The following is a 25,835-nucleotide window of genomic DNA, read 5'->3' on the forward strand; positions in this document are numbered from 1 at the left end:
AGGTTATCTATTAGTATGATAAGACAAAATATTGTCAATTTTGTTTTAAGCGAAACAAAAAGCCCATCTCATTAACTGAAATGGGCTTCTTTTATTAGATGAAAGGAGTATTTACCACACGCCTAACCGGTTTGTTGGAGCTATGTACATTTTTGCTGTTGCAGGGATGTTGAATGCTTTATAAAAAGCTTCCATATTGTAAACGGGACCATTTACACGGAACATTTCTGGGCTATGCGGATCTGTTTTTAATCTTACGCGCATACTTTCATCGCGGGTTTTAATTCTCCATACCTGGGCAAAGCTTAAAAAGAAACGTTGATCAGGCGTAAAACCATCAACCTTTTTATCGCCTTTTCCTTGTTCCGTTAATTTAAATGCATCGTATGCAATGTTTAAGCCACCAATATCGGCGAGGTTTTCGCCCAGTGTTAACGAACCATTTACATGCTGATTATCCAACAGGGAGAAGTTGTTGTAAAATGTTTCTACTTTACCCGCCTTGGCTTTAAATTTATCGGCATCGGCTTTTGTCCACCATTCTTTTAAATTACCTACCGCATCGTACTGGCGACCTTGATCGTCAAAACCATGTGTCATTTCGTGGCCGATTACCGCACCAATTGCACCATAGTTAATGGCGTCATCTGCTGCGAAATCAAAGAACGGGAACTGTAAAATCCCGGCTGGGAAAACAATTTCGTTGAAAGAGGGATTGTAATAGGCATTAACGGTTGGTGGAGTCATACCCCACTCTGTTTTATCAACATTTTTGCCGAGTTTATCCATCATTTCTTTGTAGGCATGTTTACTTGCCGATTGAAGGTTTGCATAATAAGTGTTTTTCGAAACCTCAACATCATCATACTTTTTCCATTTATCAGGATAACCGATTTTTTTGATAAATGCATTTAGTTTTTCTAAAGCTTTCTTTTTGGTTTCAGGTGTCATCCAATCTACCTTCTGGATTCTTTCTGCATATACTTTCTGTAAATTGTTTACCAAGGTTAACATACGCTCTTTAGCCTCAGGCTTGAAATACTTTTCGGCATACAACTGACCTAAAAGCTCACCCAAATTACGATCAGTAGCATTTACAATAGCTTTCCATCTTTCTGTTGGCGCCTGTTGACCATATAGTGTTTTAGAGAAAAAATCGAATTTAGCATCTCTGAACTTTTTGGTAAAGGCATTAGCCGATCTGTTTAAAGCATCAAACTTTAGCTTTTCTTTCCAGATTTCGATAGGCTGGCTTTTTATCAGGGCTGATAAAGTTTGATAATATTTTGGCTGCCTAACAATAACGGTATCCGTGTTTGCGCCGATTTTACTTAAAACAGATTTCCACTCTATGTTCGGGGTCTGTTTTTGAAAATCAGCCACGGTCATTTTGTTATAATTTTTCTGTGGATCGCGTAGTTGAACTGGAGTTGAATGCGACTGTGCAATAGCTGTTTCCAGTTTTAAAATATTGTCGGCATATTTAGCTGCATTCGCAGAATCGCCTGACAGGTTAAAAATTTTTGTGATGTATTTGATGTATTCGGCTCTGATTTTTTTTGCCTTATCATCCTGTTCTAAATAATAACTGCGATCAGGCAGGGTAAGACCGGCCTGCGAAAATGATAAAGCATTTTTAGTGCTTAATTTATCATCTGGTTCTACACCAAAGCCCAATAAATCTCCCTCACTATCTTTATAGCCTTCGGCAATAAAATTGATTAAATCCTTATCGTTTTTAATCCCATCTATTTTACTTAAGAGGGGCTTTATAGGTTCGATGCCCAATTTCTCAATGGTAAGGGTATCCATTCCACTGGTATAGAAATCGCCAACTTTCTGTTCGGTACTTCCTTTGGCTGCATTCGCTTTTGAAGCGTTTTCAAGAATGCTGTTCAGGTTCTTCAGGTTATCGTTATACAAAGTATAAAAAGAACCCCAGCCTGTTTCTGTTTTCGGGATTTCGGTATTTTTCATCCATTTCCCATTGGCATACAGGAAAAAATTATCACCAGGTTTTACAGTGGTATCCATGCCAGCTTTATCAAAAAAATCGGTGCGTGCATTCGCCACATCGGCATCTTGATGGCTTTTATTCTGGCAGGCAGCAAAAAGCAATACGCCGGCTGCCGGAAGAAATAATTTAATTTTCATCTGTTTCTCGTTTGTTTTTAAAAGTGATGAAGCGATCAGATTTTTTCATCCCACTGCTTGGTTTGAAAAATCATGATGGTTTCATTGTATATAAGTTAGTTAGAAAGCTTAAAGCTACAAAATGCCTGATGTAGTTTGTATGAATTTTTTATAACTTCATAAAAAAATCTAATTATGCAATACACCATTTACATTATAGCTGTCGTAGGATTTATTATCCTGCTGAGCTCATTTGTTACTGTTAAACAGGGAACCATTGCGGTGGTAACCGTTTTCGGTAAGTACCGCCGCCAGTTAAGGCCAGGTTTAAATTTTAAAATTCCATTAATAGAGCAGATTTATTCTCGTATTTCCATTCAAAACCGCTCTGTAGAGCTGTCGTTTCAAGCGGTAACACAAGATCAGGCCAATGTATATTTCAAGGCTATGCTCTTGTATTCTGTTGTCAATCAGGATGAAGAAACGATCAAAAATGTAGCTTTTAAGTTTGTAGATGCAACCAACTTAATGCAGGCATTAATCAGAACGATTGAAGGTTCGATCAGGGCATACGTGGCCACACAAAAGCAGGCAAATGTATTGGCACAACGGAACGAAATTGTACTGCATGTTAAGGAACAGATCGATCAGGTTTTAGATGGCTGGGGTTACCATCTTCAGGATCTTCAATTGAACGATATCACCTTTGATGAGGAAATTATGCGTTCAATGAGTCGTGTAGTAGCTTCGAACAACTTAAAAGCTGCTGCTGAAAATGAAGGCCAGGCATTATTAATTACCAAAACCAAAGCTGCCGAAGCTGATGGTAATGCGATTAAAATTGCCGCTACAGCCGAGCGCGAGGCTGCACAGTTACGCGGACAGGGTATTGCTTTATTCCGTGCAGAGGTGGCTCATGGTATGAGTAAAGCCGCCCAGGAAATGGAGCAGGCCAACCTGGATATTTCAGTAATCTTATTTACCATGTGGACTGAATCGATTAAACATTTTGCTGAAAATGGAGATGGAAACGTTATTTTCCTCGATGGAAGCAGCGAGGGCATGAACAGAACCATGAAAGAAATGATGGCCATGCAGTTGAATAAACAGATTGAGCCAACGGCGAAGAAGGGATAGTGCTTTTGTCGTGCTGTCAGATGTTACCATCTGACAGTAAATAGATCAAAGATAAATATTGTTTAGTGTCGGATAGGAATATCCGACACCGCGAAATAAAGACTTCGGAAGTCTCTAACAAAAAAGGCCGCTTTAGTTTTGCTAAAGCGGCCTTTTATTATACGTATCGTCATGCTGAACTTGTTTTACAAGTAGAAGTAGTATTTTCAGTTGTCTTGTAGCTACTACGTGGTCAGCATCTTTCCTGCTAGATAGACTCTGAAATAAATTACCTTCGGTGAGCTCGCTACGGCTCGGTTCAGGGTGACGACTATGAGTTAAAGTATATTTCTTAGTTATTCTTTGGCATCACCCCTAAGTTCATCACATAGTTGCCAGATTGTTGCATAAAATCGCCCATCACTTTTAACGATTCATCTTCAATAAAATCGAAAGCATCTTGCTTGGTAATTTTATCTCCTTTTTTAATGGCAGGTAATCCTCTTAATGCCCTTAATTCATTCTGTCTGGCAAGTGTTTTAGCTTCCTGTGCATCGCGCTCAGCTTTAAGTTTTGCCTCATTTAAGGTTACAGAAACTTCATTGTCACGTTTTTTAAGATCGGCAATATCTTGTTTCAGGTATTTAAAATCCAATGAGTTTGCAATACGCTGCTCGCTGTTTTTAACCAACTGCGCTTTAACAGGGGTCAGATTTGCTACTGCTTTAAAGCTCGAGCTTGGAATAACGTCCCATGGTAGGGCAGATGATTCAGTATCTTCTCCTATTTTATCCATCGGATAAACTGAAGGGAAAACAACATCAGGTGTTACACCTTTATGCTGGGTGCTGCTTCCTGCTACACGGTAAAATTTAGCCATGGTTAGGTTAATCTGACCTAAGTTAATATCAGCCGCGCTTGCTCCGCTTGGCGATGTGCCAATGGTTTTATCTTTAGAAATTAATCCTGCTACCCTTTGCAACATACTTGGGTTTACCAATTTGTTTAAATCGATAGAAGACTGAACAGTACCTTTACCATAAGTTTGGCTACCCATAATAATACCACGGCCATAATCCTGTATTGCACCGGCGAAAATTTCTGATGCAGATGCGCTTAAACGGTCTACAATTACACCAAAAGGCCCATCCCAGGTTACACCGCTATTTTCATCCTCATCCACTTCAATTTTACCACGTAAATCTTTCACCTGAACTACAGGACCTCTATCGATAAATAAACCAGTTAATGAAATGGCTTCAACCAATGAACCGCCACCGTTTCCACGTAAATCCATTACAATTGCATTTACCTTATCGTATGTTTTTAACGAGTCGATTAATTTTCTAACATCGCGGGTAGTGCTTTTGTAGTTTTTATCACCTGCATTTGCTGCTTTAAAATCAGCATAGAACGCTGGTAGCGTGATAATCCCGATTTTATAATCTTTACCATTACTGTTAATGGTTTTAACTTTTTTCTTGGCAGATGTTTCTTCCAAAACAATTTTATCGCGAACCAATTCGATAATAACCGGTTTAGATGACATTTCTTTTCCAACAGGGATAACTTTTAAACGCACTTTGGTTCCTTTAGGACCTTTAATTTTCGATACGGTGTTATCCAATCTCCAACCCACTACGTCAACAAATTCTCCATCGCCCTGGGCTACAGCAATAATACGATCGCCAGCACTCAGTTGTTTCCCTTTAAATGCAGGTCCGCCGGCAATAATTTCAGAGATTTTAACTACCTCGTTTTCTAATTGTAAACGGGCACCAATACCTTCAAAAGAGCGTGACATATCTTCGTTAAACGCTGCTGCATTGGTAGGGTTAAAATAATTGGTGTGTGGATCGATAGATTCGGTAAAAGCATCCATCAGAATCTGGAATACATCCTGATTATTGGTTTTCGAAGTCTGCGACTGTAGGTTCTGATAACGTTTAGTTAATGTCTCTACGTTCTTTGCTTCAGCTGTTCCGGCTAAATTTAAATTGATCAGTTCGTATTTAACACGTTTTTTCCAGGTATCGTTTAATGCTGCAGAAGAAGTTGCCCAAGGCTGCTTCTCTCTGTCATATACATAACTGTCGGTTTGGTTAAAATCGTATTTGGTTTTAATCTGTGCTAAAGAATAGGTAAAATATTCGTTCAACCTTTTGGCATAAACGTTATAGATGAAAAATGGGCCGCTTAAATCGCCATTTTTGAAATCATCATCCAAAGTATATCTGTATTTTTCAAATTCCTTAATATCCGAAGCCAGAAAATAATTTTTGCCCTGATCTAAAGACTTGATGTACTTATCTAAAATGATAGAAGATATAGAATCGTTGATCTGAATTTTTTTATAATTATAACTCTCAATCAAATTTACAACCTCTTTTATAACAAGTTGTTGCTGCTCATCAGGTTTCACATTGGTAACACCCTCAACCATTGGCTGAGTTTTAGGTGCGGCATGACAAGCAAGTACTGCCGCAGTAAAAATTACAAAAAATACTCTCTTTAACATCTCTTTAAATGATTTAAAATCCATTTCCAATTCTATATAGCCAATATGATACCATTTTAGCAAAAAAACAAAAAAGAGACAGCATTATTACCGTCTCTTGTTAAAACTTTATCAAATCTAACTAAAAGCTTTTTATTTAACAATTTCCTATGTAGAACGTTGGGCGCTATTTTTTGTTTTGATCGACACGCAAAATTTGACCAATTACAGACCTTTAAAGGCTGTATTCCCAGTAATATAAGAAAATTTATAGAAAAATAAGTATTTAGACTAGCTTGGGTTTACCTTTTTACTGGTGGTTTTGCTGGCGATCATTTCCCTGGCGTCTTTGATTTGCGTTTTGTACTGGGTAGTTTTGATCGAGTTGGCAAGCCATTCGGCCGATTTCAGATCTCTAAGTGCAAGTGTAAAATCTTTCTTTTTAATTTTAACCTGAACAATACCTAAAATAGATTCGATGTATGAATTGTTGCTTTTTAGCTGTTTTGCCAATATGCCCTGTTGGGTATAAAACCACATCGATTGGGTATATTTGGTATTGGCCAGATAAACTTTGCCCAAAAGGTTATAGGTGTTCATTACTCCTGCCCTGTTTCCAGTTTTTGAATAATTTTTTAAAGCCACATTTAAAAGAATCTGCTCAGCATCAGTGAAACGGCCAAGTTGATAATGCATACTGCTCATCTTGATAACAGCCTGTCCGTACCTGTTAAAGTTTTTTACGGCATTATATTCGAAAGCTGCTTTGCCAAATAAGGTGAGGGCTTCGTTGTAATCGCCTTTTCGCTCTAAATCTTCTGCTTCCTCAAAAAAAGAATTACCATCTTCCAGATCAAATTTAGATACGGCAATATTTATAGCACTACCGTTAGGTTCTTGGATCTCAGATTTATCTATATTTTGAGCTTGTAGTTGTAATGATGCAAAGAGGCCGATTAAAGCCAATACAATCTTGGTCATGCAACAAAAATAATACTTTAATTCAAATTTCAGCTAAATACCTGTAAATTAACATCAAAAGATGCCCAAACCATGTAGGGGTGCGAATCGCAATGGTACACTTCGCCTGCTGCAGAAATGCCTACAACGCCCGCAAAGCCATCAAAAGCTTTAAGTTCGGCGAAAGATTTATCTGATGCTTCCTTTAAAGAAAAACCATCGGTAACACGGGTTACAATTTTTGCGGCTAGGGCACCGCTTACAATATCTTCGCCTACTCCGGTACAAGAAATACCAGCATATTGATTGGCGTAGTTGCCCGCAACAGTTGCAGAGTCACTCACCCGGCAAGGGATTTCGAATCCTTTTCCACCTGTGGAGGTTGCTGCTGCCAAATTTCCATCTGCATCGAGTGCTACACAGCCTACCGTTCCTTTATTGTTTTTTTGATTTAGTTTAGCTTCGTATTCTGATTGGCGTTGCGGAGTAACCGGGTTGAAATATTCAAATCCATTTGTTCTTGCAAATTGCTGGGCACCATCACCACTTAACACCCGGTCGTCATATGTTAATAGGTTTTCCGCAATTTGTATGGGGTTTTTAACGTCTTCTACATTAATTACGCCACTAAATTTTTCTGTTTTACCATCCATTAGGGCAGCGCTTAACCGCACTTTTCCATCGCTTTGGATCTGCGAACCTATGCCTGCATTAAACAGCTCGTTATCTTCTAACAGCGCAACAGTATAAACCACGGTTTCTAATGCAGTATGTGTTTTCAGGTATTCGTGTCCGAGCGTAACAATCGACGCCAAAGCATCTTGTTTAGCCTTTTTCGTTTCCTGGTTGGTAGACGATTCGCTGAAGAAGCCGCCATGTATGATTAATTTCATTTTTTTGAGTATTGTCGTATTAAGTAGCAAGTATCAAGATTGGGTAAGTCCTAACTGAAAATCGCCCACTGCTAACTGAATTACCCTATCGGAACAACCTTTGGATGATGGATCACTAAGCTATGGTCTGTTAAATCATAAACGTCGCCATCGCACATTACGTGTACCACCATATTTTTAATGGAAACAGGCTGACCCATTTCTACATCGGTTAAATTGGTATCGGCCATATTGCGGCCATCTACTAAAATTACCATGCCTGAGCCAATGGCTTCCATTGTATGGCCATCAGAGATGAAAAGCCCGGTGTCCTCACCCAGACCAATGCCTAAAATACCGGGATTGCTGGCAGCGGCGTATAACAAGCGGCCAATTCTTCCGCGTTGAACAAAATGTGTATCAACAATAACATCATCAATAAAGCCTAATCCACCGGTAATTTTAACCTCTCCCTTAAGTAAAGCATCTTTGCTACTACCCTGATAAATCATATTTTTAGAGCTTGCGGCCGCCCCTGCAGAAGTACCCGCAATTACTACAGGCTCATTTCTATACTTTTCTAACAGGATCTGATGGATTTTTGTTCCACCGAAAATTGAAGAAAGGCGAAGCTGATCGCCTCCGGTGAAAATAATTACCTCTGCTGCTTTGATACGTTCATAATTTTCATCAGAATTGGCTTCTTCACGGTTGGTAATGTTAAGGACACCAACATTGTGCACATCTAATTGCGCATAAGCCTTGATATATTCTTCGCCAACTTTTTCGGGCATTAGTGATGCTGTGGTGATGATCTCGAAGCGAGATTGAGTATCTCTTAATGATTCTGTAGTAATCCGTTTTAAAATTCCACGCTCAAAAAAATTCATATTCTCAGGCAGTCCAAATTGCGTTTCTGCGAAGCTGCCTGTGTTTATTGCGCCACCAATGATGATGAGTTTACCTTTCGGAACCATTCTTTGTGTATTATAATTGTATCAAAAAACCCAAATATATAGGCTTATGATAAAAAACACGACTTTTTTTGTCAAGAATATTCAATTTATTAACAAACGTTAAAATATTATAACCTAAAATTAACAGGATTGTGCTTGAAAATAAAACAAATACACCTTAAAATTGATTTAGCTAAATGGAATGCCTAATTTCAAAATAAATGCATAATTTACCGTCACCAATTTTATTCTAAAAATTGAGTTAAAAAGGCTGTCCCAAAAGCTTGTTTAAATAAGAAACGAACAAAACATTACATGAAGATATCAAACATACAAGTATTAAGAGGGCCAAATATATGGTCAATAAGCCGAAAAAAATTGATCCAGATGCGTTTAGATCTGGAAGATTTGGAGCAGAAACCAACCAACGTAATTGAGGGTTTTAGTGAGCGGATAGAGAAATTGTTACCCAGCATGTTTACCCACCGCTGTTCTAAAGGTGTTGAAGGTGGCTTTTTCACCCGGGTAAAAGAAGGAACATGGATGGGGCATGTAATTGAACATATTGCCTTAGAAATTCAAACTTTGGCCGGAATGGAAACTGGCTTTGGCAGAACTCGCCAAACTAAAACTGAAGGTATCTATAATGTGGTATTCAGTTATCTGGAAGAAAAAGTTGGTGTTTACGCTGCTGAAGCTGCGGTTAAAATTGCTGAAGCCCTGATTAATAACGAAGAGTACGATTTAGAGCACGATATCCGCAGGATGAAGGAAATACGTGAACTGGAGGCGTTAGGACCAAGTACAGGTTCTATTGTGGAGGAAGCCGTAAGCAGAAGTATTCCATGGATCAGATTAAATAAAAGCTCTTTGGTGCAATTGGGATACGGTAAAAATCAGGTACGTTTTAGGGCTACCATGACCGAAAGAACCAGTAGCATCGCTGTAGATATTGCCAGCAACAAGGAAGAGACAAAACGTCTACTTACCGAAGCTGCAATTCCGGTGGCATCGGGTGTCACCATTTCTAACCCTGACGACCTGGAAGCATCGGTTAAAAAAGTGGGATTTCCACTCGTTTTTAAACCACTTGATGGCAATCATGGCAAAGGTGCAACCATTAATGTAAAAACAATGGAAGATGCTTTGGCAGCTTTCGAATACGCCAAAACCTATTCTAGAAAGGTTATCATAGAAAAATTTATTACCGGGTTCGATTTTAGGGTACTGGTAATCGATCATAAGGTTATTGCTGCTGCACAACGCGATCCTGCACACGTTAAGGGTAATGGAATTCATACGATCCAGGAATTGATCGATAAGGAGAATGAAGATCCGCGCCGTGGTTATGGTCACGAGAATGTGCTAACAGAAATTGCTGTAGACCGGGATACTTTGGATCTGCTCGCCAAAAAAGAATATACCTTAGAAACCATTCCTGAAAAGGGAGAAGTGGTTTATTTAAAATCAACCGCAAATTTAAGCACCGGTGGAACATCTATCGATGTAACTGATATTGTACACCCACAGAATATTTTTATTTGTGAAAGGATTTCGAGGGTAATCGGATTGGATATCTGCGGTATCGATATCATGGCGCAGGACCTTACTCAACCCTTAACTGAAAACGGAGGGGTGGTTTTGGAAGTTAATGCAGCACCAGGATTTAGGATGCACCTTGCACCAAGCGAAGGCTTACCTAGAAACGTGGCTGCATCGGTTATCGACATGCTGTATCCACAGGGAAAATTATCACAGATCCCGATTATTGCAGTAACGGGAACAAATGGAAAAACGACTACCACACGGTTAATTGCGCACATCATCAGAAGTAATGGTAAACGTGTAGGTTTTACCACCAGTGATGGTGTATATGTGCACAACACCATGTTAATGAAAGGCGATACCACTGGGCCGGTAAGTGCCGAGTTCATTTTAAAAGATCCGACAGTTGAATTTGCGGTACTGGAAACCGCCCGTGGCGGAATTTTAAGAGCAGGGCTGGGATTTAATGCATGTGATATTGGCGTAGTAACCAATATCCAGGAAGATCACCTGGGTATTTCCGATATCCATAATCTTGACGATCTGACCCGCGTAAAAGCGGTTGTGATCGGAGCGGTACGCCGTAAAGGTTGGGCAGTATTGAATGCGGACAATGGTTATTGCGTTCGCATTGGCAAAGATGCACGTTGTAATGTTGCTTATTTTAGCATGGATGAAAATAATCCGGTGATTAAAGAGCATTGCAGAAAAGGTGGAATTGCCGCCATTTATGAAAATGGATACATTACCATTAAAACAGGCGATTGGAAATTAAGGGTAGATAAAGCCACGCATATTCCTTTAACTTTCGGTGGTTCTGTGAATTTTATGATCCAAAATGTGCTTGCAGCAACGCTCGCCACCTATTTATGGGGTTATAAACCTGAAGATATCCGTTTATCGTTAGAAACATTTATCCCTTCTGCAGCACATACGCCAGGAAGGATGAATATTTTCAGGTTCAAAGAATTTAAGGTACTGGTCGATTTTGCGCATAACCCTGACGGATTTAATGGCGTGAAAGGTTTCTTGCAAGGGGTAGAGGCTACCGAACATGTAGGTATTATTTCGGCAACAGGAGATAGAAGAGATGAGGATATTATCGAAACTGCACGCATTTCTGCTCAGATGTTTGATAAAATTTATATTTGTCAGGAGAAATATCTCCGTGGCAGACAACAAGACGAACTAGTTGATCTGTTGGTAAAAGGCATTAAGGAAGTGGATCCGGATAAAGAGATCATTATTAACAATAAGAGTACTGAATGCTTGCAGATCGCGATTGAAACGGCTAAAAAAGGCTCTTATTTAACGATTCTAAGTAACACGATCGACAATACAATCCAACGCGTTACCGAACATTTAGATCGGGAATTGGAATCTTAATTTCATTAATTTACTTCGCCACCAATCGCCATTTCGAGCGGAGTGCAGCGCAGTCGAGAACCACGTATTGCTCAGCGAAGCTAAATCTAAATAGATAGATCTCTCCGTTCCGCGTTGCTCCAGTCGAGATGACGGTACATAATAAAAAAACCTCCTCCGATAATGAATCGAAGGAGGTTTTTCCGTTTTTATGTCTCGGTCACTTATGCTTGAGCATCACGTAATCTTTTAATTTCATCATGCGATACTCTTAAGGATGCTTTTTGGTCAGCAATTAAATCTCTGATGTTTGAAGGGATATCTTCTTCCTCTAATGCCGTTTTATACGCATTTTGTGCGGCATCTTCTCCGAATTCACAATTATTTAAAACAGTTTTACGATCATGGCCGGTAAATAATGCCTTAACATCCATCCATGCCCTGTAAATTTTTCCTGAGTTTGTTGTTCCGGTTTCAATATCCTCACCCAATGTAGATATTTCGGTCGCCAAAGCCATTTTATATTTTTGACTTTCTGCAATCATATTTAAAAATAGCGTTTTCAGATCGGCATCTTCATCCTTCAATTCCTGACGTGCTTTTTCATAACCTTCAATACGATCGTTATTAATCTGAACCAGATCGTTTAATACCTCTGCTGTTGCTGTTGTCGTTTTCATGTTTTTTTATTTTTATAGTTTCGATGTATAAAAGCAACATGAGCAATTAAAAAAAGGTTTGTCATTTTTTTGAATTGTCTACAACAGTAAGCTATATCAGCATAATTATTTCTTTGAAAAGTATTGTGCCAGCTTTTCTTTTACAAAGCGTCTAACACGTGTTACCATATTGCCTTTGCGTTTAATCAAAAAGCTTTTGATGGCTTTGTAAGCAATGGGGTCTTCAGCTATTACGGTCGGAAATTCGACAATGGGTTTGGGGTTGATAATTACGTTATAGATATCGTTTATTCCTGAGTGTACGCCGGTGCCATCATGACCAATATTGTTAACAAGTGATTGCGACGGGTTAAGTGTGATGCCTCCTTTTAAAAAGATAGAAGCATACCATCTAATTGCCCAGCTGTTGTTTTTTCCTTTCTTAAACTCCAGCATCTGTTTCCAGAAATTCATTTTATTGTCGATGGAAAATGCGGCTCTTTTCTTTTTATCAAACTGTTTTATCAGGACGTCAATATCTGGCTCAAAGTTTTTCCATGCCCTCCCCCATGTGGCCCAGCCCCAACTTGTAGCTGCCCTGTAGAAAAATGATTGTGAAAGGTTATCTGATTTTAAGGGATACATATAAGCTCCAATATGCATTACTTTTTCCTCTTCGCGGTAGTGGTTTAAAGCATTGTTGAAATAAGCTAAAGTATGGGGAGAAGTGACCAGATCATCTTCAAAAACAATTACCTGATCGTATTCTGCAATTAACTGGGTTACCCCTGCAATCACCGAATTGGCTAAGCCAGCATTAGCTTTACTTTCGATTACTTTAACCGATTTAAAACCATCTGCTTTTTTGATGATTTTTCTTACGGCAGCAACTTTTTCTTTGTCCTGATCTGTTTTGGCACCATCGGAAAAGATATACAAATGGCTTTGTGCTGCCAGTTCATTTTGTTGCAGAAATTGTAACGTACGCTCGGTATGCTGCGGGCGGTTGTATACGAAAAGTGCTATCGGGGCAAGGTTTTGCATTTTGTTTACGATTGAAGCTTTATAGGGTTAACCATATCAATAAATTGGCCAATTGTTGTCGCTCATAGTCATTTCGACCGGAGCACCGCGGAATGGAGAAATCTTTAAATGATGTTAAGAATCAAGCCATAAGATTTCTCGACTTCGTTGCAATCTCTCGAAATGACGATCGCCCTACTCCTAAAATATATGTAGATTATTGTCAGACTTTCTTGTTAACACGGTATAGGCATTGGCAAATTGCTCTTGCTTTTTCTTCCCAAACCAGTTACCTAAAGTTTTTTTAATCCGGTATTCAAGCTCTATTTTTAAGTTTTTAGAAAAAGTTTTAGGTGCTTTTTTATTGATAAATTCATTAAACTTTACCGTTTCTGGTGCAGTCATCGAAACTTTATCTTCCAGGATTTCTAAACCCTCGCTCTGCAGCAAAAACCTCAGGGAAGTTGGGGTATACATGTTAATGTGTCCATAATCCAGAAAATGTTTCATTCTTTGGTCTACACCAAAGCGATAATCTTTAGGTACTTCTACTACAATATATTTTGCTACCCTTTTCAATTCACGGATCAGGATCCTTTCATGTTCTACGTGCTCTAAAACGTGCGCAAGAATAATCAGATCAAATGCATCATCTTCATAAGGGATTTTATACCCATCAAAAGTTTGTGCTTCTTTTAAACTGGAAAGGTTGCGGTCTTTTATAATGTCGACACCACTCTGTGCAATTTCTAAAGCATACAATTCTGGTGCAAAATGCCATTCATTTAAAAAATGTAAAATACTACCATCCCCGGCGCCAACCTCAAGCACTTTTTTAGGCTTTAATCCTTTGCAAACCTCAACAATATTTTGCGCTTTATATTTTGCGCCAAGCATTCTCCACGCTACATCGCTATTGGTATAAAAATTATCGTAGGCCGTTTTTACTTCTTCGCTTAACATGATGCTTACTGATTTAAATACCTAAACAATTATTCTGCTTATAAAAAACTGAGGTTGCTTTTTCGTAAAAAAGGCCTGGTGAGATCCCGCTGAAGCTGATTTCTTTGAAACCTTGGGCCTTTAAAAGCACCCGGGCAGGATTATAAACTTCACGTTCACTATCATCCAAAACTAATACTCCGCTTTCTGATAGTGCATCAACGCTATACTTACAACAGTTTACACGGTCGCGACCATCAACAATAATAATGTCGAATTTTTTATCGAGCAAGGTTGCTTTTTTAGCGTATTCTCCATCTTTTTCTAAATGGCAGAATATCATCTCGGCATTAGCCGGACTTGTATTTTTTACTTTATCAAACCAGCCTTTATCGTGCTCCACAGAAGTTACCGAGCCAGCTCTTTCTGCATAAAAAATAGTAGAACTGCCAGAGCCATATTCGAAAATGTGCTGTGTTTTGTTTATGCGTTCTTTAATAAAATCGATAAACGAATAGGTTACCCATGGCAATGCTTTTCCTTGCCCGTCTACGGCCTGTTTTTTATCAAAAGCCGTGAACCAGCCAATGCTGTTCAGGTAGCCTTTATGTCCGTATGATAATAATGCCTTAAGCCTGCTTGGCTTTGCAATTAATGTGGTTAATGCTTTAAGAGTACTCAACGTTTAAATATTTTTTGAAATGCGGTGACCAAAAATAATGATTTTAACATCATTATACCTTGTTGCCTGGTTTTAGGGATTAATAAAAGATAAAATGTTGATACAAAACAGGCTATAAGAGTAGCAACTGATGCTCCTACACCACCATATTTGGGAATTAACCAAAGATTAAGCAGAATATTAACTATAGCACCTGCGGCTGTTCTATAAAATGAGATTTTGGTAAAGCCCTCGGCAACTAAATACTGGGAACTTGCGGTGCCTAGAAATACAAAAATCCCTGACCAGATATGGATGGATAGCATAGGACCAGCACCATCATATTTACCTCTGTAAATAAGGTGAATAATATCTGCAGCAAAAAAGCTGATAAATAAGGCAACAGGTAAACTTATAAAAATTAGTAGATCGTAAAGGTTTTTAAGCCGTTTTTGATAACGGTCCAGATCTGTTTTGCGGGCATTTAATAAAGCAGGGAATACAGAGGTAACAATTGCAACCGGAATGAAATACCAGGCCTCGCTGAGATTTTGAGCGGAACTGTAAATCCCAATGGCCTTACTACCAACGCTTTTAAGCATCACCACATCTATCTTCATATAAATAGAAACCATTACTGCTGAAAGGATAAGAGGAGATGATTTTCTTAATAAGGATTTCGCTCGTTGTTTGTCGAAACGCCAGTTAAAAATACTAAAGCCACGTTTCTGATAAACAATTATCAGGCCTACTGCCAAGATCAATCCTTCTAAAACATATGCAAATACAATATAAATCAAAGGAAGCGATAGCACAATAATTACTACCTTAATTATTGAAATTGCAACCAGGCAAACATTCTGAACCTGTACAACATATTTGGATTGTACCTGAGACTGAAAATACGCATCTATAACATTAAATGATTTAAAGAAAGATGCGAAAGCAAGTAGACCAACCAGTAATGTTAAGGGAGTGCCGGGATTTGATGATAAATTGTAACTGATTAAATAAATACCAATTGCAATAGGGATAAGCAAGCCGTTTGTAGCTATTCTGAGCCATAATGAAGTGCCGAGGATTTCATCGCGCTTGTCGGGTTCCTGAATAATTTCACGGATAATGAAAGTATCAAGTCCTAAGGCGCCAATTGCAGCAAGTATTGCCACCAAAGATAACCCAAAACTTAAATCTCCAAATAAAATAGGGCCGAGGTAGCTTGTAATTAATACATTTACAATAAGGCTGAGCCCCTTGCCAAATATCACCCACCCCGTATTTTTTAAATACTTGTTAAATGCTTCTTCGTCAAAACCTTTTATGGCGGGTAATTTCATTAACGCAAAGATGTAAAAAAATGTGCGTTAAGTTAGGTGCCGAAAATTCAAAATATTAAGTACACAATATCAGTACTATTATTTTCCTTCGCTTTTGGTCTCCAGTGCTTTTGTTTCTGAAGTTTTAGTTTCAGGAGCCGGTAGAGGAACTGTATTTACAGCTTGGGCAGGTTTGCTATTTAAAGGCGCACCAACGGCAATATCGCACCTATGGTTAGGCTGGCCGTGGGGTGGGTTCAAGCCCTTTCCTGTTTTTATAGCTACAGTCTGTTTTACTGCAGGCTGTGTGGTAACAATTTGAGTTGGTTTGCTGTCTAGAGGCGCGCCGATAGCAATATCGCATCTGTGGCCAGGTTCTCCATGTTTAGGGTTTAGTTTTTTACCTGAAGTGTTTACTACAGGAGGTGCCGGAACAGTTACTGGTTGTGGACTAGCGTTTTTTTGTGGTTGAACTGCAGCTGTTTGGTGTAATGGTGCACCAACGGCTAAAGCACAGGTATGGCCGGCATCGCCATGGGGCGGATTGAAAATAAGGTTAGTTTTAGCATTTTGCGCTGCGGGTTGAACAGTATTACTTTTTTGAAGTCCCTGTATTCCTGTAGGTGTTGGGATAACAGCTTGAGCAGTTTCTTTCTTTTCGCTATTACAGGCGCAAAGTAGCGTTAAGGCAAAGAGATAAAAAGTATGTTTCATGGCGCTGAATTTATGTTTATCCAAATATGGCGAAATTAATTTACGCCTAAAAACTCTTTTCTATTCTTTCTAACTGCTTGAGGTGGTGTTTTAAATGAATTTCGATAAATCTTAGCCATTGTTTGGCATTCAAGTAGCCTAGTCGTGGGTGTTTTGTTTTACAATTGGCTTTTGCGTGGGCAATTGCGGGATAATTATCATCAAGGCCTTTTTCAAATTCTAAAATAAAATCAAGCGCTTCGGTTTTGCTGATTTTTTTTACACGTTCGGCCAGTCTTTTCGGAACTTTATACTTTTTTGCCGGCGGCAGGGTGCCTAAAAGCAAAATCAGTTTTACAATAAAAAGTGTGGGTTTGTTTTCGCCTTTGCCACTTGCTGCGCGTTCAAGTGCAATTAGGGAGAGCAGGCTTGAATCAAAAATATGCGAGTATACTTCGCTGTAACTCCATCCGGCAATGGGTGGTGTGGTTTGAAAAATATCCTCACTATAGTGAGATAATTTCGATTTATAGGCATCGACAATTTTGTGTATCGATGCCTTTATTTTTGCAGCCGTCATTTAATAAAGATAAGCCGAATTACTGGTTCTCCAAGTATTTTAAAAAGTCGTCCTTATTAGATTTAAAAGTAAAAATATCAGATAAGGTAAAGTAATTCTGAGGATCGGCAACGGTTTTGTAAAGGTTCCGGGCTACCTTCAAACGTTCATCATCAAAGGCAAAAGATTTTAAAAGCACCCTGGCCTGGGCACTTAGCAATGAGGCATTTTTACTCACAACATTAATCATTCTTGTTCTGCCATCATCAAAACTTTCCCTTCTATATTGCGTTAAAAAAGCCTGAAAAGCCTCATCAGATAACAATCTGTAATTCAATTCGGGCACTGCTGGTGGAGGAGGAACAATGCCCGAATTGTAATCTCCTGTATAGCCATCAAAATCGTTAAGGGCATACTGCCTGTTGCGATAGATTGTTAGCTGCTTTAAGGTAATTAACCTTTTATCTTCAAAACTCAAAACAAGCCGTTGTTGTGGGATAACCCTTATTCTCTGTTTCAAGATTACAGTATTGCCCTGAATAATAGATAGCATGGGTGCAGAATTGTATACATTATAAAAACGGAACCTACCGTTGGCTGATCCCACCAGTTCTTCATCTAAATATACATTATACTTGCCGGGGTTAACGATTTGCAGAAATACTTCGGCAGAACTGCGGTTGTTTTGAGCGAAACTTAGGGTAGCAAAAAGCATGGCCAATCCTAAAAAGATGGTTTTTTTCATTTTAATTAAGGTTTCATTTGTGTGTGTTAAGCTAATGCCAAACGAATGCCAAAACCAAACAAAAAGAAGTAAAACTAAAAAAGTTTCAATAATTCTTCGAGATGCACAATTTCTTTCTGCACATCAACAGGTTTTTCTTTCTGTAAAGGATTGAAAAATATAGCCTCCATACCAAAATTTAAAGCACCATAAATATCAGCTTCAAGACTATCACCGATCATGATACTTTCTTCTTTTAAAGCCTTTGCCTTATCTAAGGCATATTCAAAAATGATGGGATTGGGTTTGTTTACACCCACATCTTCTGAGATAATTACATTTTCGAAATAGGGATTAAGATTAGAGCGGTTCATTTTGGTTAAGGTTGTTTCCTTAAAGCCGTTAGAAATAATATGTAGCGTATATTTTTGTTGTAGGTAGCTCAAAACATTTTCTGCCCCATCGAATAAATTGGTTTTGGTGGGTGAGATATTTACATAATCCTCCTCAAATTGATGAGGTACCGCATCAGGATGAATTCCTAATTGAATGAATGTTTTGTTGAAGCGTTCTGATCTTAAAAAATCTTTGGTAATTTTTCCCAAGTGATAGTCGGCCCACAACTGATGGTTGTTTTCGGTATATGTTGTAATAAAGTCGGCACATGATTTTAAGCCAAGCTCCTCTAATTTATAGGTTTGGTAGAGTTCATTTAATGTTTCTTCGGCATTGCGGTCAAAATCCCAAATGGTATGGTCGAGGTCGAAGAAAATGTGCTTTTTCATGAATAATTATTTTCACAAAGGTAGCCTAATGATTTTTGATTTATAAATAATCGGCAACTTTTGCATTTAGCTCCTCAATAAGTTCTTCATCCATATACTGATATTCATCTGGGATATGAAGCGTAATAATTTCCTTATCGCAGGTTTCTTCATGAAAACTTTCAATGATCCTTTGTTTATGCTTTTTCTCCATTACAAAGATGAGATCGGCCCAGATAATAAGTTTTGCATTGATTTTAATCCTGGCCGATGGCGCTGTTCCCGCCGACCTCACCTGATGATCGGGATGGTTTTTATAGATATTTTCGGCAGTGGCACTACGCCATTTGTTTCTGCTGCATATAAAGAGGATGTTCACTTGGCTCTGGACTTAAGACTTTGAACTAAAAACTAAACTTTCTCTCCATAAGCCAGATCGCCTGCATCGCCAAGTCCCGGAACGATATAAGATTTACTGGTCATTTCTTCGTCGATTGCTCCCAGCCAAAGTTTTGCTTTAGGCAGATTGGCGCGTACATGTGCAACACCTTCTGTACTGGCTATTGCGGCAACAATATGAAGTTCTGCAATTTTGTAGCGGTTGATCAGTTCTTTACAGCACATCACCATGCTTTGTCCGGTTGCCAGCATTGGGTCGGCCATGATCAAAACTTTTCCTTCTAAATCCGGGGTAGAAATGTAGTCCATCTGGATTACAAAATCACCGCTCTTCTTTACTTTTCGGTAAGCAGAAATGAAACAGCATTCGGCTTTGTCGAAAATATTGAGCAAACCTTGTTGAAGTGGTAACCCGGCCCGGAGTATGGTAGCTAAAACGGGCTGCTGAGTTAAAACCTCACAGGACGATACACCCAAAGGGGTTACAATTTCTTGAATGACATATTCCAATGATTTGCTGATTTCGTAGGCAAAAAACTCACCAAGTCTTTCCATGTTTTTGCGGAAACGCATCGAATCTTTCTGGATGTTCTCATCCCGAAGTTCGGCAATAAAGGTATTGGCGATAGATTTTGTCTTGCTTACATCAAAAATCATAATAATGTTTCCGGTATCTTACAGGTTTATTCCAGTGGGACGTTTAATTATTAAAATTAGCAATTTTAAGCCGGATAAATTAAATTAAAATCAATTTCCCGCGTAATTGAGCATTTCTTTAAACAGCGATTTTACTTTTTTGTACTTTGCATTTGAAGACAGACTTTTTAGGCTCCAACTGCTATAAAAGGTGCCATTTACCACCTTCACTGCACCGATATATTGGTGTACTGTTTTAATGGCTGCCTCATGTGTTAAAAACTGAAGAATATAATCGGTGAGGCAGTAAGAATTAACGATTAAAGGGGTTACTTTTTCGAGCTGAAGATCGTACCAGTTAAATGGCGTACAGGTTCCGGCCCTAAAGCCCGGTACGTTACTATAGCCCATAGAATAATCGGAAGTAATGCCGGAATTAAGAATATTTAAATAACAAATGGGGAATTTTAATACTTCTAACTGTTGACTACTTACAGGTGCGGGGTTTGAGCTGATTTTTTTGAGCTTAACCAGGCCTTCTTTAATCTCGAGCATTTTTTGCTTATCACTGGCACAAGGCCTTAGTAGTCCAACTGATTGATCGCTAAGTGCTTTTGAAACACTATTTATCCTGATGTAATTTATCGGCACGTCAGGAAAATCGACAAAATAAAGAGGATTACTTTTTTTTGAAGAAAAAAACTGGTTTGCCTCATCCAAAACCTGTTCGTTATTAATTCCTACCCCTGTTAACCTGTCAAATTTCGAGCTCAGGTAATTGTTTTCTTTTTTAAAGACGGCACTGAAAATAAATTTAGTCCTATTTAATAATCCCTCGGGTAGGTTGGGCAAAATACTGAAGTGAACGGTTGGCTGGTGCTGGAATTTCTTTTCGTGGAACTTAAAATGTGGATGTTTTTTTTTGATCAGACTTTTAATGATCAATGCCCATTCATCGATAATCGGTTTATCTAAAATCTTCCATTTATGCTGATGGCTTCTCGATGGCCTAAATTCCTCTTCATTTTTTTTGGGATAAAAATATTCTTCATACCGGCTTAATATAAAAAATGAGGCAGCAAAGACATCAAATGGCAAGGCTGATTGTGCGACCGGAAAAGGAGCCTGATATTCGCCAAAAGAAATGGTTTTTGGCTTAAATTCTTCTAACTTATTGGAGAAGAGTAAGGTGCTACGCTTAAAAAAAAGTTCCTCACCCAATGGCTCTTCGCCATAACTGATTTTGACATGCTCACTCTGTAGAAAATATTGGCTATTGCCTGTAAATTCTAATTCTGTTTTAAGAATATCTTTAAAAATAAAATTAAAGATATATTTTATCCGAGGCGTTAATATATTGGAGAAGATGATTAGATGCATAACTTATTTTAACAACACGGTATTTAAAAAAAGATTACAAGAAATATTTCTCAGCAGATATTAACCTAAATAATATTGCCTTCTAAAATTAACAGTAATTTAACATTGAGCTGTAATTTAATACAAAAAATACAATTAAAAGTTTGCTGTGAACTTTTTTTCAGGATAAAGGATTTTGGTGCTTTTACGGTTAGGGCCTTTTACAATATGTACAATGCTCATCTGATCATCAAACATATCATATAAAATAGTGTTGCTCACCTCAATCGATTTTACGGATGGAATCTTCTCTACCTCGAGATAGATATTAGTGGCTTCATGATCAATCTCAAATCCGATATAGTTCATTGAAGCCGCTTTGCCATTGGTTTTTAACTGTAAATGAGAAAGTAGATATTTTTTTACCAGTTCATCCATTGCGTTCTTCATATTCGGATTGCCCAGATCGATTTTCTGTTTGTATAATCTGGCTAAAATTGCCTCAAAGTCGTCAGAAAAGATTTTACAGCTTACTTCTAAGGTTTTATCCTTGGCATTAAAGTTTACTTCAGTTGTGCTTACGTGCAAAGGATGTTTTATTCCTGCTCCAACAGAAAAAAAGGCAACACACAAAAGCAAAAAGCTATATTTTAATTTACACATCAACATATTAAATCTTTCCTTAAAGGGGGCAAAGTTAACAGATAATCTTCTACTTGTTAAATGTAATTAAGGTGTTATGTCCGCATTGTTCTAAATGTAAATGCCTGAAATTTAAGCGGGCAAATATTTTACTTAGTTTTTTATGCGACGGATGAACATGTGTAAGCTTAATATTAAAATTTTCATTGAGCCAAAAACTCATTTTAATGGCCATTTTTCTAAATCCTGATTCTTTTGCAAGTTCCTGCTGAAGAAATTTCTCATTGTTAACCACAATAAAACCGTACCCGTTTTCTTTGATCAAGTTGTAGATACATTTTGCAAACCGGTAATCGTTAATGCAGTAATACCAACATATGCGGTTAAAAATAATATCGAACTTGCCATGGGCGTCTTCTAAATAGCCCAATGAAAAATTTACTGTTATGTTTTCGTCCTGAGCTTTAGCTTTTGCTATTGTTAAATAATTTTGGCTAATGTCGTGCCAGGTAACTTTTGCACCTCTCCTGGCAAATTCGATACTATATTGCCCGGGCCCGGCACCCAGATCGAGTAAGGTTTTGTTTTCGAAATCACCTAAGTGGGTTTTTATAAAATCTATTACTTTGCCGTCAATTTTTTTGTATTCATTTGCCGCATATTTTTCTGCAAAAGCTTTTGGTACCGGATCGAAACCTTTTTCAGGTTTTTGTAAATGATATTTAAGCCAAAGCATAGTGTTTAATTAGAAGACCAATAGTTATAAGTACCAAGTTACTGTATTGGCTATGTATATGAAACAACAATTTCTGTTTACAACTGTAAACACAGTTGTTATATTAAATTTGCCAAAAAGCACTAAATAACTTAAAGAATAGTAACAAATTTGGTATTTAGGCTTTTGTTTACAGGATATTTGGAGTTTTTATAATTAAAAATATAATTTTAGCTATTGTAAACTATTTTACTCTCAATAGTTAGCTTATTATTCATGCCATTACAAGATTTTATCTTTTATTTTAAATTGGGTTGGGCACATATCATCAGTGCCGATGCTTTAGATCATCAGCTATTTATTTTGGCGCTGGTTGCTATCTACAGTTATGTCAATTTAAAACAGGTGCTCATATTGGTTACGGCTTTTACCATTGGCCATTCAATCACCTTACTTTTAAGTGTATTGGATATCATCAGGTTTGATAGTAAATGGGTGGAATTCTTAATTCCCTGTACCATTGTAATTACCGCCATCAGCAATTTGTTTAGAAAGAATTTCTCCTTAAAATCAATTAAGATCAATTATTTTTTGGCACTTGGTTTTGGTCTTATTCATGGAATGGGCTTTGCAAACTCCATCCGGATAATGCTGGCTAAAGATCAGCATATTGGCTGGGGCCTATTTGGCTTTAATGTTGGCTTAGAAGCCGGACAGGTTTTTATGGTGATTATTATTCTTTTAATTACCTTTTTAATTTTTAATTATACCCGCATCAAGCGTATGAGCTGGGTTTTATTTATATCAGCAGCCGTATTTAGCCTGGCTTTTAAAATGGCTTTAGAACGAATTCCTTTTTAATAAACCATATCATGAATAAACTAATTATTTTAACCGGCCTGCTATTCTTTTCTGGTGGCTTGGCTATGGGCCAAAATACCCAGAATAACCCAGGAAGTAACCACGGGAATAAATTTGAACAGTTGGGTACCATTTTACCAACACCTAACGAACAACGTACAGCCAGCGGAGCGCCCGGTGTTAAATATTGGCAACAACGCGCCGATTATAACATCAAATGTGAGTTGGATGAAAAAAATCTGTTGTTAACGGGGTCTGAAACGATCACTTACACCAACAACTCTCCTGATCCTCTAACTTATATCTGGTTGCAGCTTGATGAAAACGAGCATAGTACGGATAGAAATGCCAATTACCAGGATGCGACTAAAATGCCTGCTGCAGGAACTACTAAAAATTTAGATCAGTTAAGTGCAACAGGAAACAACGGTTATGGCATAAACATTACCAAATTAACTGATGCAACAGGTAAAAACTTACCCTATACGGTTAACAAAACCATGATGAGGGTAGATTTGCCTGTAGCGCTGAAAAGCGGACAAAAATTTATCTTCAATATCGATTGGAACTATAAAATTTCCGACCGGATGAGTGTTGGTGGTCGTGGAGGATATGAGTTTTTTCCAACCGATGGGAACTACCTGTTTACCATGACGCAGTGGTACCCACGCCTATGTGTATATAGCGATTTCCAAGGGTGGCAGAACCATCAGTTTACAGGCAGAGGTGAGTTTGCCTTAACCTTCGGCGATTTTAAAGTTCAAATGACTGTTCCGGCTGACCACCTGGTGGGTTCAACAGGAGAGTGTATCAACTATAGTGCTGTTTTAAACCCAACGCAGTTAAGTAGGTATAATGCTGCTAAAACTGCTGCTGCACCTGTAGAAATCCAAACTTTGGCTGAAGCTAAAGCTGCGGAAACCAAAAAATCTACCGCTAAAAAAACCTGGGTTTTTAATGCGAATAATGTCCGCGATTTCGCCTGGACCTCTTCCCGTAAGTTTATCTGGGATGCGATGCCTCAAAAAATCCAGGCCAATAATAATACTGTAATGTGCATGAGTTTTTACGGGAAAGAGGCATACAACCTTTACAGTAAGTTTTCTACCCGTGCGGTAGCACATACCATTAAAACCTATTCAGATTTCACCATCCCATATCCTTACCCGGTTGCACAGAGCATCGAAGCCGCAAATGGAATGGAATACCCAATGATCTGTTTTAACTATGGCCGGACAGATACTGATGGAACATATAGCGAAAGCACAAAAAATGGGATGTTAGGTGTAATTATTCACGAGGTTGGACATAACTTTTTTCCGATGATTGTAAATAGTGATGAACGCCAGTGGACCTGGATGGATGAAGGACTAAATTCTTTTGTTGAGTATTTAACCGAAGAGCTTTGGGACAACAAATTTCCAAGTAAAAAAGGACCGGCGTATACCATTGTTGATTACATGAAACTGCCAAAAGATGAGCTGGAGCCAATTATGACCAACTCTGAAAATATTGCCCGTTTCGGTCCGAATGCGTATTCGAAACCCGCTACCGGTTTAAATATCCTTCGCGAAACCATCATGGGAAGAGAACTTTTCGATTACGCGTTTAAAGAATATTCGAGAAGGTGGGCTTTTAAACATCCTGAACCTGCAGATCTTTTCCGTACCATGGAAGATGCCAGCGGGGAAGATTTAGACTGGTTTTGGAGAGGTTGGTTTTACGGCACTGATCCCTGTGATATAGCTTTAGACAGCGTAAAATTTGCGAAAGCTGATTTTCCCAAAGATTTACCGGAAGCCAAATCTAAAATGGTTAAAATTGATAGACCCGCTGTTAATGCCTTTGAAGATATTTCTAAAATCAGGAACCGTGAGGATAAGAAAATTAATTTTTACGTAGATAAAACTCCTGCAGCTCAGGATTTCTATTATAAATATGATAGGGGAATGGTTACTGTTGATACCACTGTTGCTACTAAAACAGAAGCCACTGTCGCGCTCGAAGCAGTACCTTCAGCAGAACAGGGTCAATATGACAATAAATTTCTTTACGAGCTGAGCTTTAGCAATAAAGGAGGTTTAGTAATGCCAATCATTGTTGAGTTTACCTATAAAGATGGAACAAAGGAAATAGATCGTATCCCAGCTCAAATTTGGAGGCATAACGAATTGAAAACCGCTAAGTTTTATGTTAAAAATAAAGAAGTAGCTTCTATTTTGGTAGATCCGTTACGCGAAACTGCTGATATCGACACTTCAAATAACACCTGGGGCGGTAAAGCAAAAGAAAGTAAGTTTAAGGTATATAAAACCAAAACTGGTGGAGCAGTAAGAGGCCAATCGGTTGGTAAAAACCCAATGCAGGCAGCTGCAGGTAAATAGCGTTATAAGTTGCGTCATTCCCAACCTGATTGGGAACCACGAAGTGCTCATCGG

At 38.3% G+C, this 25,835-nt stretch carries 23 protein-coding genes; 4 read left to right on the plus strand and 19 right to left on the minus strand.

Annotated features, from left to right (window positions below):
• Positions 1-111: 111 nt before the first annotated feature.
• Entirely contained in the window at positions 112-2,154 is a 2,043-nt protein-coding gene (locus AC07VK_RS24360) for a M13 family metallopeptidase (protein WP_492955933.1), read from the minus strand.
• Positions 2,155-2,328: 174 nt separating this feature from the next.
• Between AC07VK_RS24360 and AC07VK_RS24365 the strand changes: the two genes are divergently transcribed.
• Positions 2,329-3,270 (plus strand): SPFH domain-containing protein, encoded by a 942-nt coding sequence (locus AC07VK_RS24365; RefSeq protein WP_492963872.1) that lies wholly within the window; start codon positions 2,329-2,331, stop codon positions 3,268-3,270.
• Positions 3,271-3,601: 331 nt separating this feature from the next.
• Here the strand turns inward: AC07VK_RS24365 and AC07VK_RS24370 are convergent, their stop codons facing one another.
• From AC07VK_RS24370 to AC07VK_RS24385, 4 genes are all read right to left on the minus strand, one after another.
• Positions 3,602-5,767: a carboxy terminal-processing peptidase gene (locus tag AC07VK_RS24370; protein ID WP_492963874.1), complete on the minus strand. Its 2,166-nt coding sequence runs from the start codon at positions 5,765-5,767 to the stop codon at positions 3,602-3,604.
• A 270-nt stretch (positions 5,768-6,037) separates the two neighbouring features.
• Positions 6,038-6,727: a hypothetical protein gene (locus AC07VK_RS24375; protein WP_215165893.1), complete on the minus strand. Its 690-nt coding sequence runs from the start codon at positions 6,725-6,727 to the stop codon at positions 6,038-6,040.
• 29 nt (positions 6,728-6,756) lie between these two features.
• Complete coding sequence (locus tag AC07VK_RS24380; protein ID WP_492963876.1) at positions 6,757-7,599, minus strand: isoaspartyl peptidase/L-asparaginase; 843 nt, start codon at positions 7,597-7,599, stop codon at positions 6,757-6,759.
• Between the two features lie 80 nt (positions 7,600-7,679).
• On the minus strand, positions 7,680-8,555 hold the full coding sequence (locus tag AC07VK_RS24385; RefSeq protein WP_131029499.1) for a cyanophycinase: 876 nt from the start codon (positions 8,553-8,555) through the stop codon (positions 7,680-7,682).
• Between the two features lie 294 nt (positions 8,556-8,849).
• Between AC07VK_RS24385 and cphA the strand changes: the two genes are divergently transcribed.
• Positions 8,850-11,465: a cyanophycin synthetase gene (gene cphA, locus AC07VK_RS24390; RefSeq protein WP_492963878.1), complete on the plus strand. Its 2,616-nt coding sequence runs from the start codon at positions 8,850-8,852 to the stop codon at positions 11,463-11,465.
• A gap of 203 nt (positions 11,466-11,668) precedes the next feature.
• On the opposite strand, the gene AC07VK_RS24395 is transcribed toward cphA, so the two are convergent.
• The 14 genes from AC07VK_RS24395 to AC07VK_RS24460 all read right to left on the minus strand — a co-directional run bounded on the left by AC07VK_RS24395 (position 11,669) and on the right by AC07VK_RS24460 (position 22,557).
• Positions 11,669-12,124, minus strand: a complete 456-nt coding sequence (locus tag AC07VK_RS24395; protein WP_492963880.1) for a PA2169 family four-helix-bundle protein — start codon at positions 12,122-12,124, stop codon at positions 11,669-11,671.
• 105 nt (positions 12,125-12,229) lie between these two features.
• Positions 12,230-13,147 carry a glycosyltransferase family 2 protein gene (locus AC07VK_RS24400; protein ID WP_492963882.1) on the minus strand — a complete coding sequence of 306 codons (918 nt, stop codon included), beginning with the start codon at positions 13,145-13,147 and terminating at the stop codon, positions 12,230-12,232.
• Positions 13,148-13,327: 180 nt separating this feature from the next.
• The gene (locus AC07VK_RS24405; RefSeq protein WP_492963884.1) at positions 13,328-14,089 is read right to left on the minus strand and encodes a class I SAM-dependent methyltransferase; all 762 of its coding nucleotides are present in this window, start codon (positions 14,087-14,089) and stop codon (positions 13,328-13,330) included.
• Between the two features lie 13 nt (positions 14,090-14,102).
• Entirely contained in the window at positions 14,103-14,750 is a 648-nt protein-coding gene (locus AC07VK_RS24410) for an O-methyltransferase (RefSeq protein ID WP_492963886.1), read from the minus strand.
• Positions 14,747-16,066 (minus strand): flippase, encoded by a 1,320-nt coding sequence (locus AC07VK_RS24415; protein ID WP_492963888.1) that lies wholly within the window; start codon positions 16,064-16,066, stop codon positions 14,747-14,749. The genes AC07VK_RS24410 and AC07VK_RS24415 overlap by 4 nt, the downstream gene beginning before the upstream one ends.
• A gap of 78 nt (positions 16,067-16,144) precedes the next feature.
• Positions 16,145-16,759, minus strand: a complete 615-nt coding sequence (locus tag AC07VK_RS24420; RefSeq protein ID WP_492963890.1) for a hypothetical protein — start codon at positions 16,757-16,759, stop codon at positions 16,145-16,147.
• Between the two features lie 46 nt (positions 16,760-16,805).
• Positions 16,806-17,318, minus strand: a complete 513-nt coding sequence (locus tag AC07VK_RS24425; protein WP_492955943.1) for a DUF1569 domain-containing protein — start codon at positions 17,316-17,318, stop codon at positions 16,806-16,808.
• Positions 17,319-17,337: 19 nt separating this feature from the next.
• On the minus strand, positions 17,338-18,042 hold the full coding sequence (locus tag AC07VK_RS24430) for a proline and serine-rich protein 1 family protein (protein WP_492955944.1): 705 nt from the start codon (positions 18,040-18,042) through the stop codon (positions 17,338-17,340).
• Between the two features lie 74 nt (positions 18,043-18,116).
• Complete coding sequence (locus AC07VK_RS24435; RefSeq protein ID WP_492963891.1) at positions 18,117-18,806, minus strand: YjjG family noncanonical pyrimidine nucleotidase; 690 nt, start codon at positions 18,804-18,806, stop codon at positions 18,117-18,119.
• A 40-nt stretch (positions 18,807-18,846) separates the two neighbouring features.
• Complete coding sequence (locus AC07VK_RS24440; RefSeq protein WP_492963893.1) at positions 18,847-19,164, minus strand: low molecular weight protein tyrosine phosphatase family protein; 318 nt, start codon at positions 19,162-19,164, stop codon at positions 18,847-18,849.
• 32 nt (positions 19,165-19,196) lie between these two features.
• Positions 19,197-19,841: a uracil phosphoribosyltransferase gene (gene upp, locus AC07VK_RS24445; RefSeq protein ID WP_492955947.1), complete on the minus strand. Its 645-nt coding sequence runs from the start codon at positions 19,839-19,841 to the stop codon at positions 19,197-19,199.
• 90 nt (positions 19,842-19,931) lie between these two features.
• Entirely contained in the window at positions 19,932-21,200 is a 1,269-nt protein-coding gene (locus AC07VK_RS24450) for a DUF7033 domain-containing protein (protein ID WP_492963895.1), read from the minus strand.
• 135 nt (positions 21,201-21,335) lie between these two features.
• Positions 21,336-21,842 carry a DUF6702 family protein gene (locus AC07VK_RS24455; RefSeq protein ID WP_492963897.1) on the minus strand — a complete coding sequence of 169 codons (507 nt, stop codon included), beginning with the start codon at positions 21,840-21,842 and terminating at the stop codon, positions 21,336-21,338.
• Positions 21,843-21,891: 49 nt separating this feature from the next.
• Entirely contained in the window at positions 21,892-22,557 is a 666-nt protein-coding gene (locus AC07VK_RS24460; protein WP_492963899.1) for a class I SAM-dependent methyltransferase, read from the minus strand.
• Between the two features lie 255 nt (positions 22,558-22,812).
• Here AC07VK_RS24460 and AC07VK_RS24465 point away from each other — a divergent pair, with 255 nt between their 5' ends.
• On the plus strand, positions 22,813-23,397 hold the full coding sequence (locus tag AC07VK_RS24465) for a HupE/UreJ family protein (protein ID WP_492963901.1): 585 nt from the start codon (positions 22,813-22,815) through the stop codon (positions 23,395-23,397).
• Positions 23,398-23,408: 11 nt separating this feature from the next.
• Positions 23,409-25,781, plus strand: coding sequence for a M1 family metallopeptidase (locus AC07VK_RS24470; RefSeq protein ID WP_492963903.1), 2,373 nt, complete (start codon positions 23,409-23,411; stop codon positions 25,779-25,781).
• Positions 25,782-25,835 lie beyond the last annotated feature (54 nt).

This window comes from Pedobacter sp. GW821-FHT01D05 (assembly GCF_059422505.1).

Excerpts from the sequence above, each read along its gene's own strand:
- AC07VK_RS24360 (WP_492955933.1), bottom strand. The coding sequence starts at position 2,154 with ATGAAAATTAAATTATTTCTTCCGGCAGCCGGCGTATTGCTTTTTGCT.
- AC07VK_RS24365 (WP_492963872.1), top strand. The coding sequence starts at position 2,329 with ATGCAATACACCATTTACATTATAGCTGTCGTAGGATTTATTATCCTG.
- AC07VK_RS24370 (WP_492963874.1), bottom strand. The coding sequence starts at position 5,767 with ATGTTAAAGAGAGTATTTTTTGTAATTTTTACTGCGGCAGTACTTGCT.
- AC07VK_RS24375 (WP_215165893.1), bottom strand. The coding sequence starts at position 6,727 with ATGACCAAGATTGTATTGGCTTTAATCGGCCTCTTTGCATCATTACAA.
- AC07VK_RS24380 (WP_492963876.1), bottom strand. The coding sequence starts at position 7,599 with ATGAAATTAATCATACATGGCGGCTTCTTCAGCGAATCGTCTACCAAC.
- AC07VK_RS24385 (WP_131029499.1), bottom strand. The coding sequence starts at position 8,555 with ATGGTTCCGAAAGGTAAACTCATCATCATTGGTGGCGCAATAAACACA.
- cphA (WP_492963878.1), top strand. The coding sequence starts at position 8,850 with ATGAAGATATCAAACATACAAGTATTAAGAGGGCCAAATATATGGTCA.
- AC07VK_RS24395 (WP_492963880.1), bottom strand. The coding sequence starts at position 12,124 with ATGAAAACGACAACAGCAACAGCAGAGGTATTAAACGATCTGGTTCAG.
- AC07VK_RS24400 (WP_492963882.1), bottom strand. The coding sequence starts at position 13,147 with ATGCAAAACCTTGCCCCGATAGCACTTTTCGTATACAACCGCCCGCAG.
- AC07VK_RS24405 (WP_492963884.1), bottom strand. The coding sequence starts at position 14,089 with ATGTTAAGCGAAGAAGTAAAAACGGCCTACGATAATTTTTATACCAAT.
- AC07VK_RS24415 (WP_492963888.1), bottom strand. The coding sequence starts at position 16,066 with ATGAAATTACCCGCCATAAAAGGTTTTGACGAAGAAGCATTTAACAAG.
- AC07VK_RS24420 (WP_492963890.1), bottom strand. The coding sequence starts at position 16,759 with ATGAAACATACTTTTTATCTCTTTGCCTTAACGCTACTTTGCGCCTGT.
- AC07VK_RS24425 (WP_492955943.1), bottom strand. The coding sequence starts at position 17,318 with ATGACGGCTGCAAAAATAAAGGCATCGATACACAAAATTGTCGATGCC.
- AC07VK_RS24430 (WP_492955944.1), bottom strand. The coding sequence starts at position 18,042 with ATGAAAAAAACCATCTTTTTAGGATTGGCCATGCTTTTTGCTACCCTA.
- AC07VK_RS24435 (WP_492963891.1), bottom strand. The coding sequence starts at position 18,806 with ATGAAAAAGCACATTTTCTTCGACCTCGACCATACCATTTGGGATTTT.
- upp (WP_492955947.1), bottom strand. The coding sequence starts at position 19,841 with ATGATTTTTGATGTAAGCAAGACAAAATCTATCGCCAATACCTTTATT.
- AC07VK_RS24450 (WP_492963895.1), bottom strand. The coding sequence starts at position 21,200 with ATGCATCTAATCATCTTCTCCAATATATTAACGCCTCGGATAAAATAT.
- AC07VK_RS24455 (WP_492963897.1), bottom strand. The coding sequence starts at position 21,842 with ATGTGTAAATTAAAATATAGCTTTTTGCTTTTGTGTGTTGCCTTTTTT.
- AC07VK_RS24460 (WP_492963899.1), bottom strand. The coding sequence starts at position 22,557 with ATGCTTTGGCTTAAATATCATTTACAAAAACCTGAAAAAGGTTTCGAT.
- AC07VK_RS24465 (WP_492963901.1), top strand. The coding sequence starts at position 22,813 with ATGCCATTACAAGATTTTATCTTTTATTTTAAATTGGGTTGGGCACAT.
- AC07VK_RS24470 (WP_492963903.1), top strand. The coding sequence starts at position 23,409 with ATGAATAAACTAATTATTTTAACCGGCCTGCTATTCTTTTCTGGTGGC.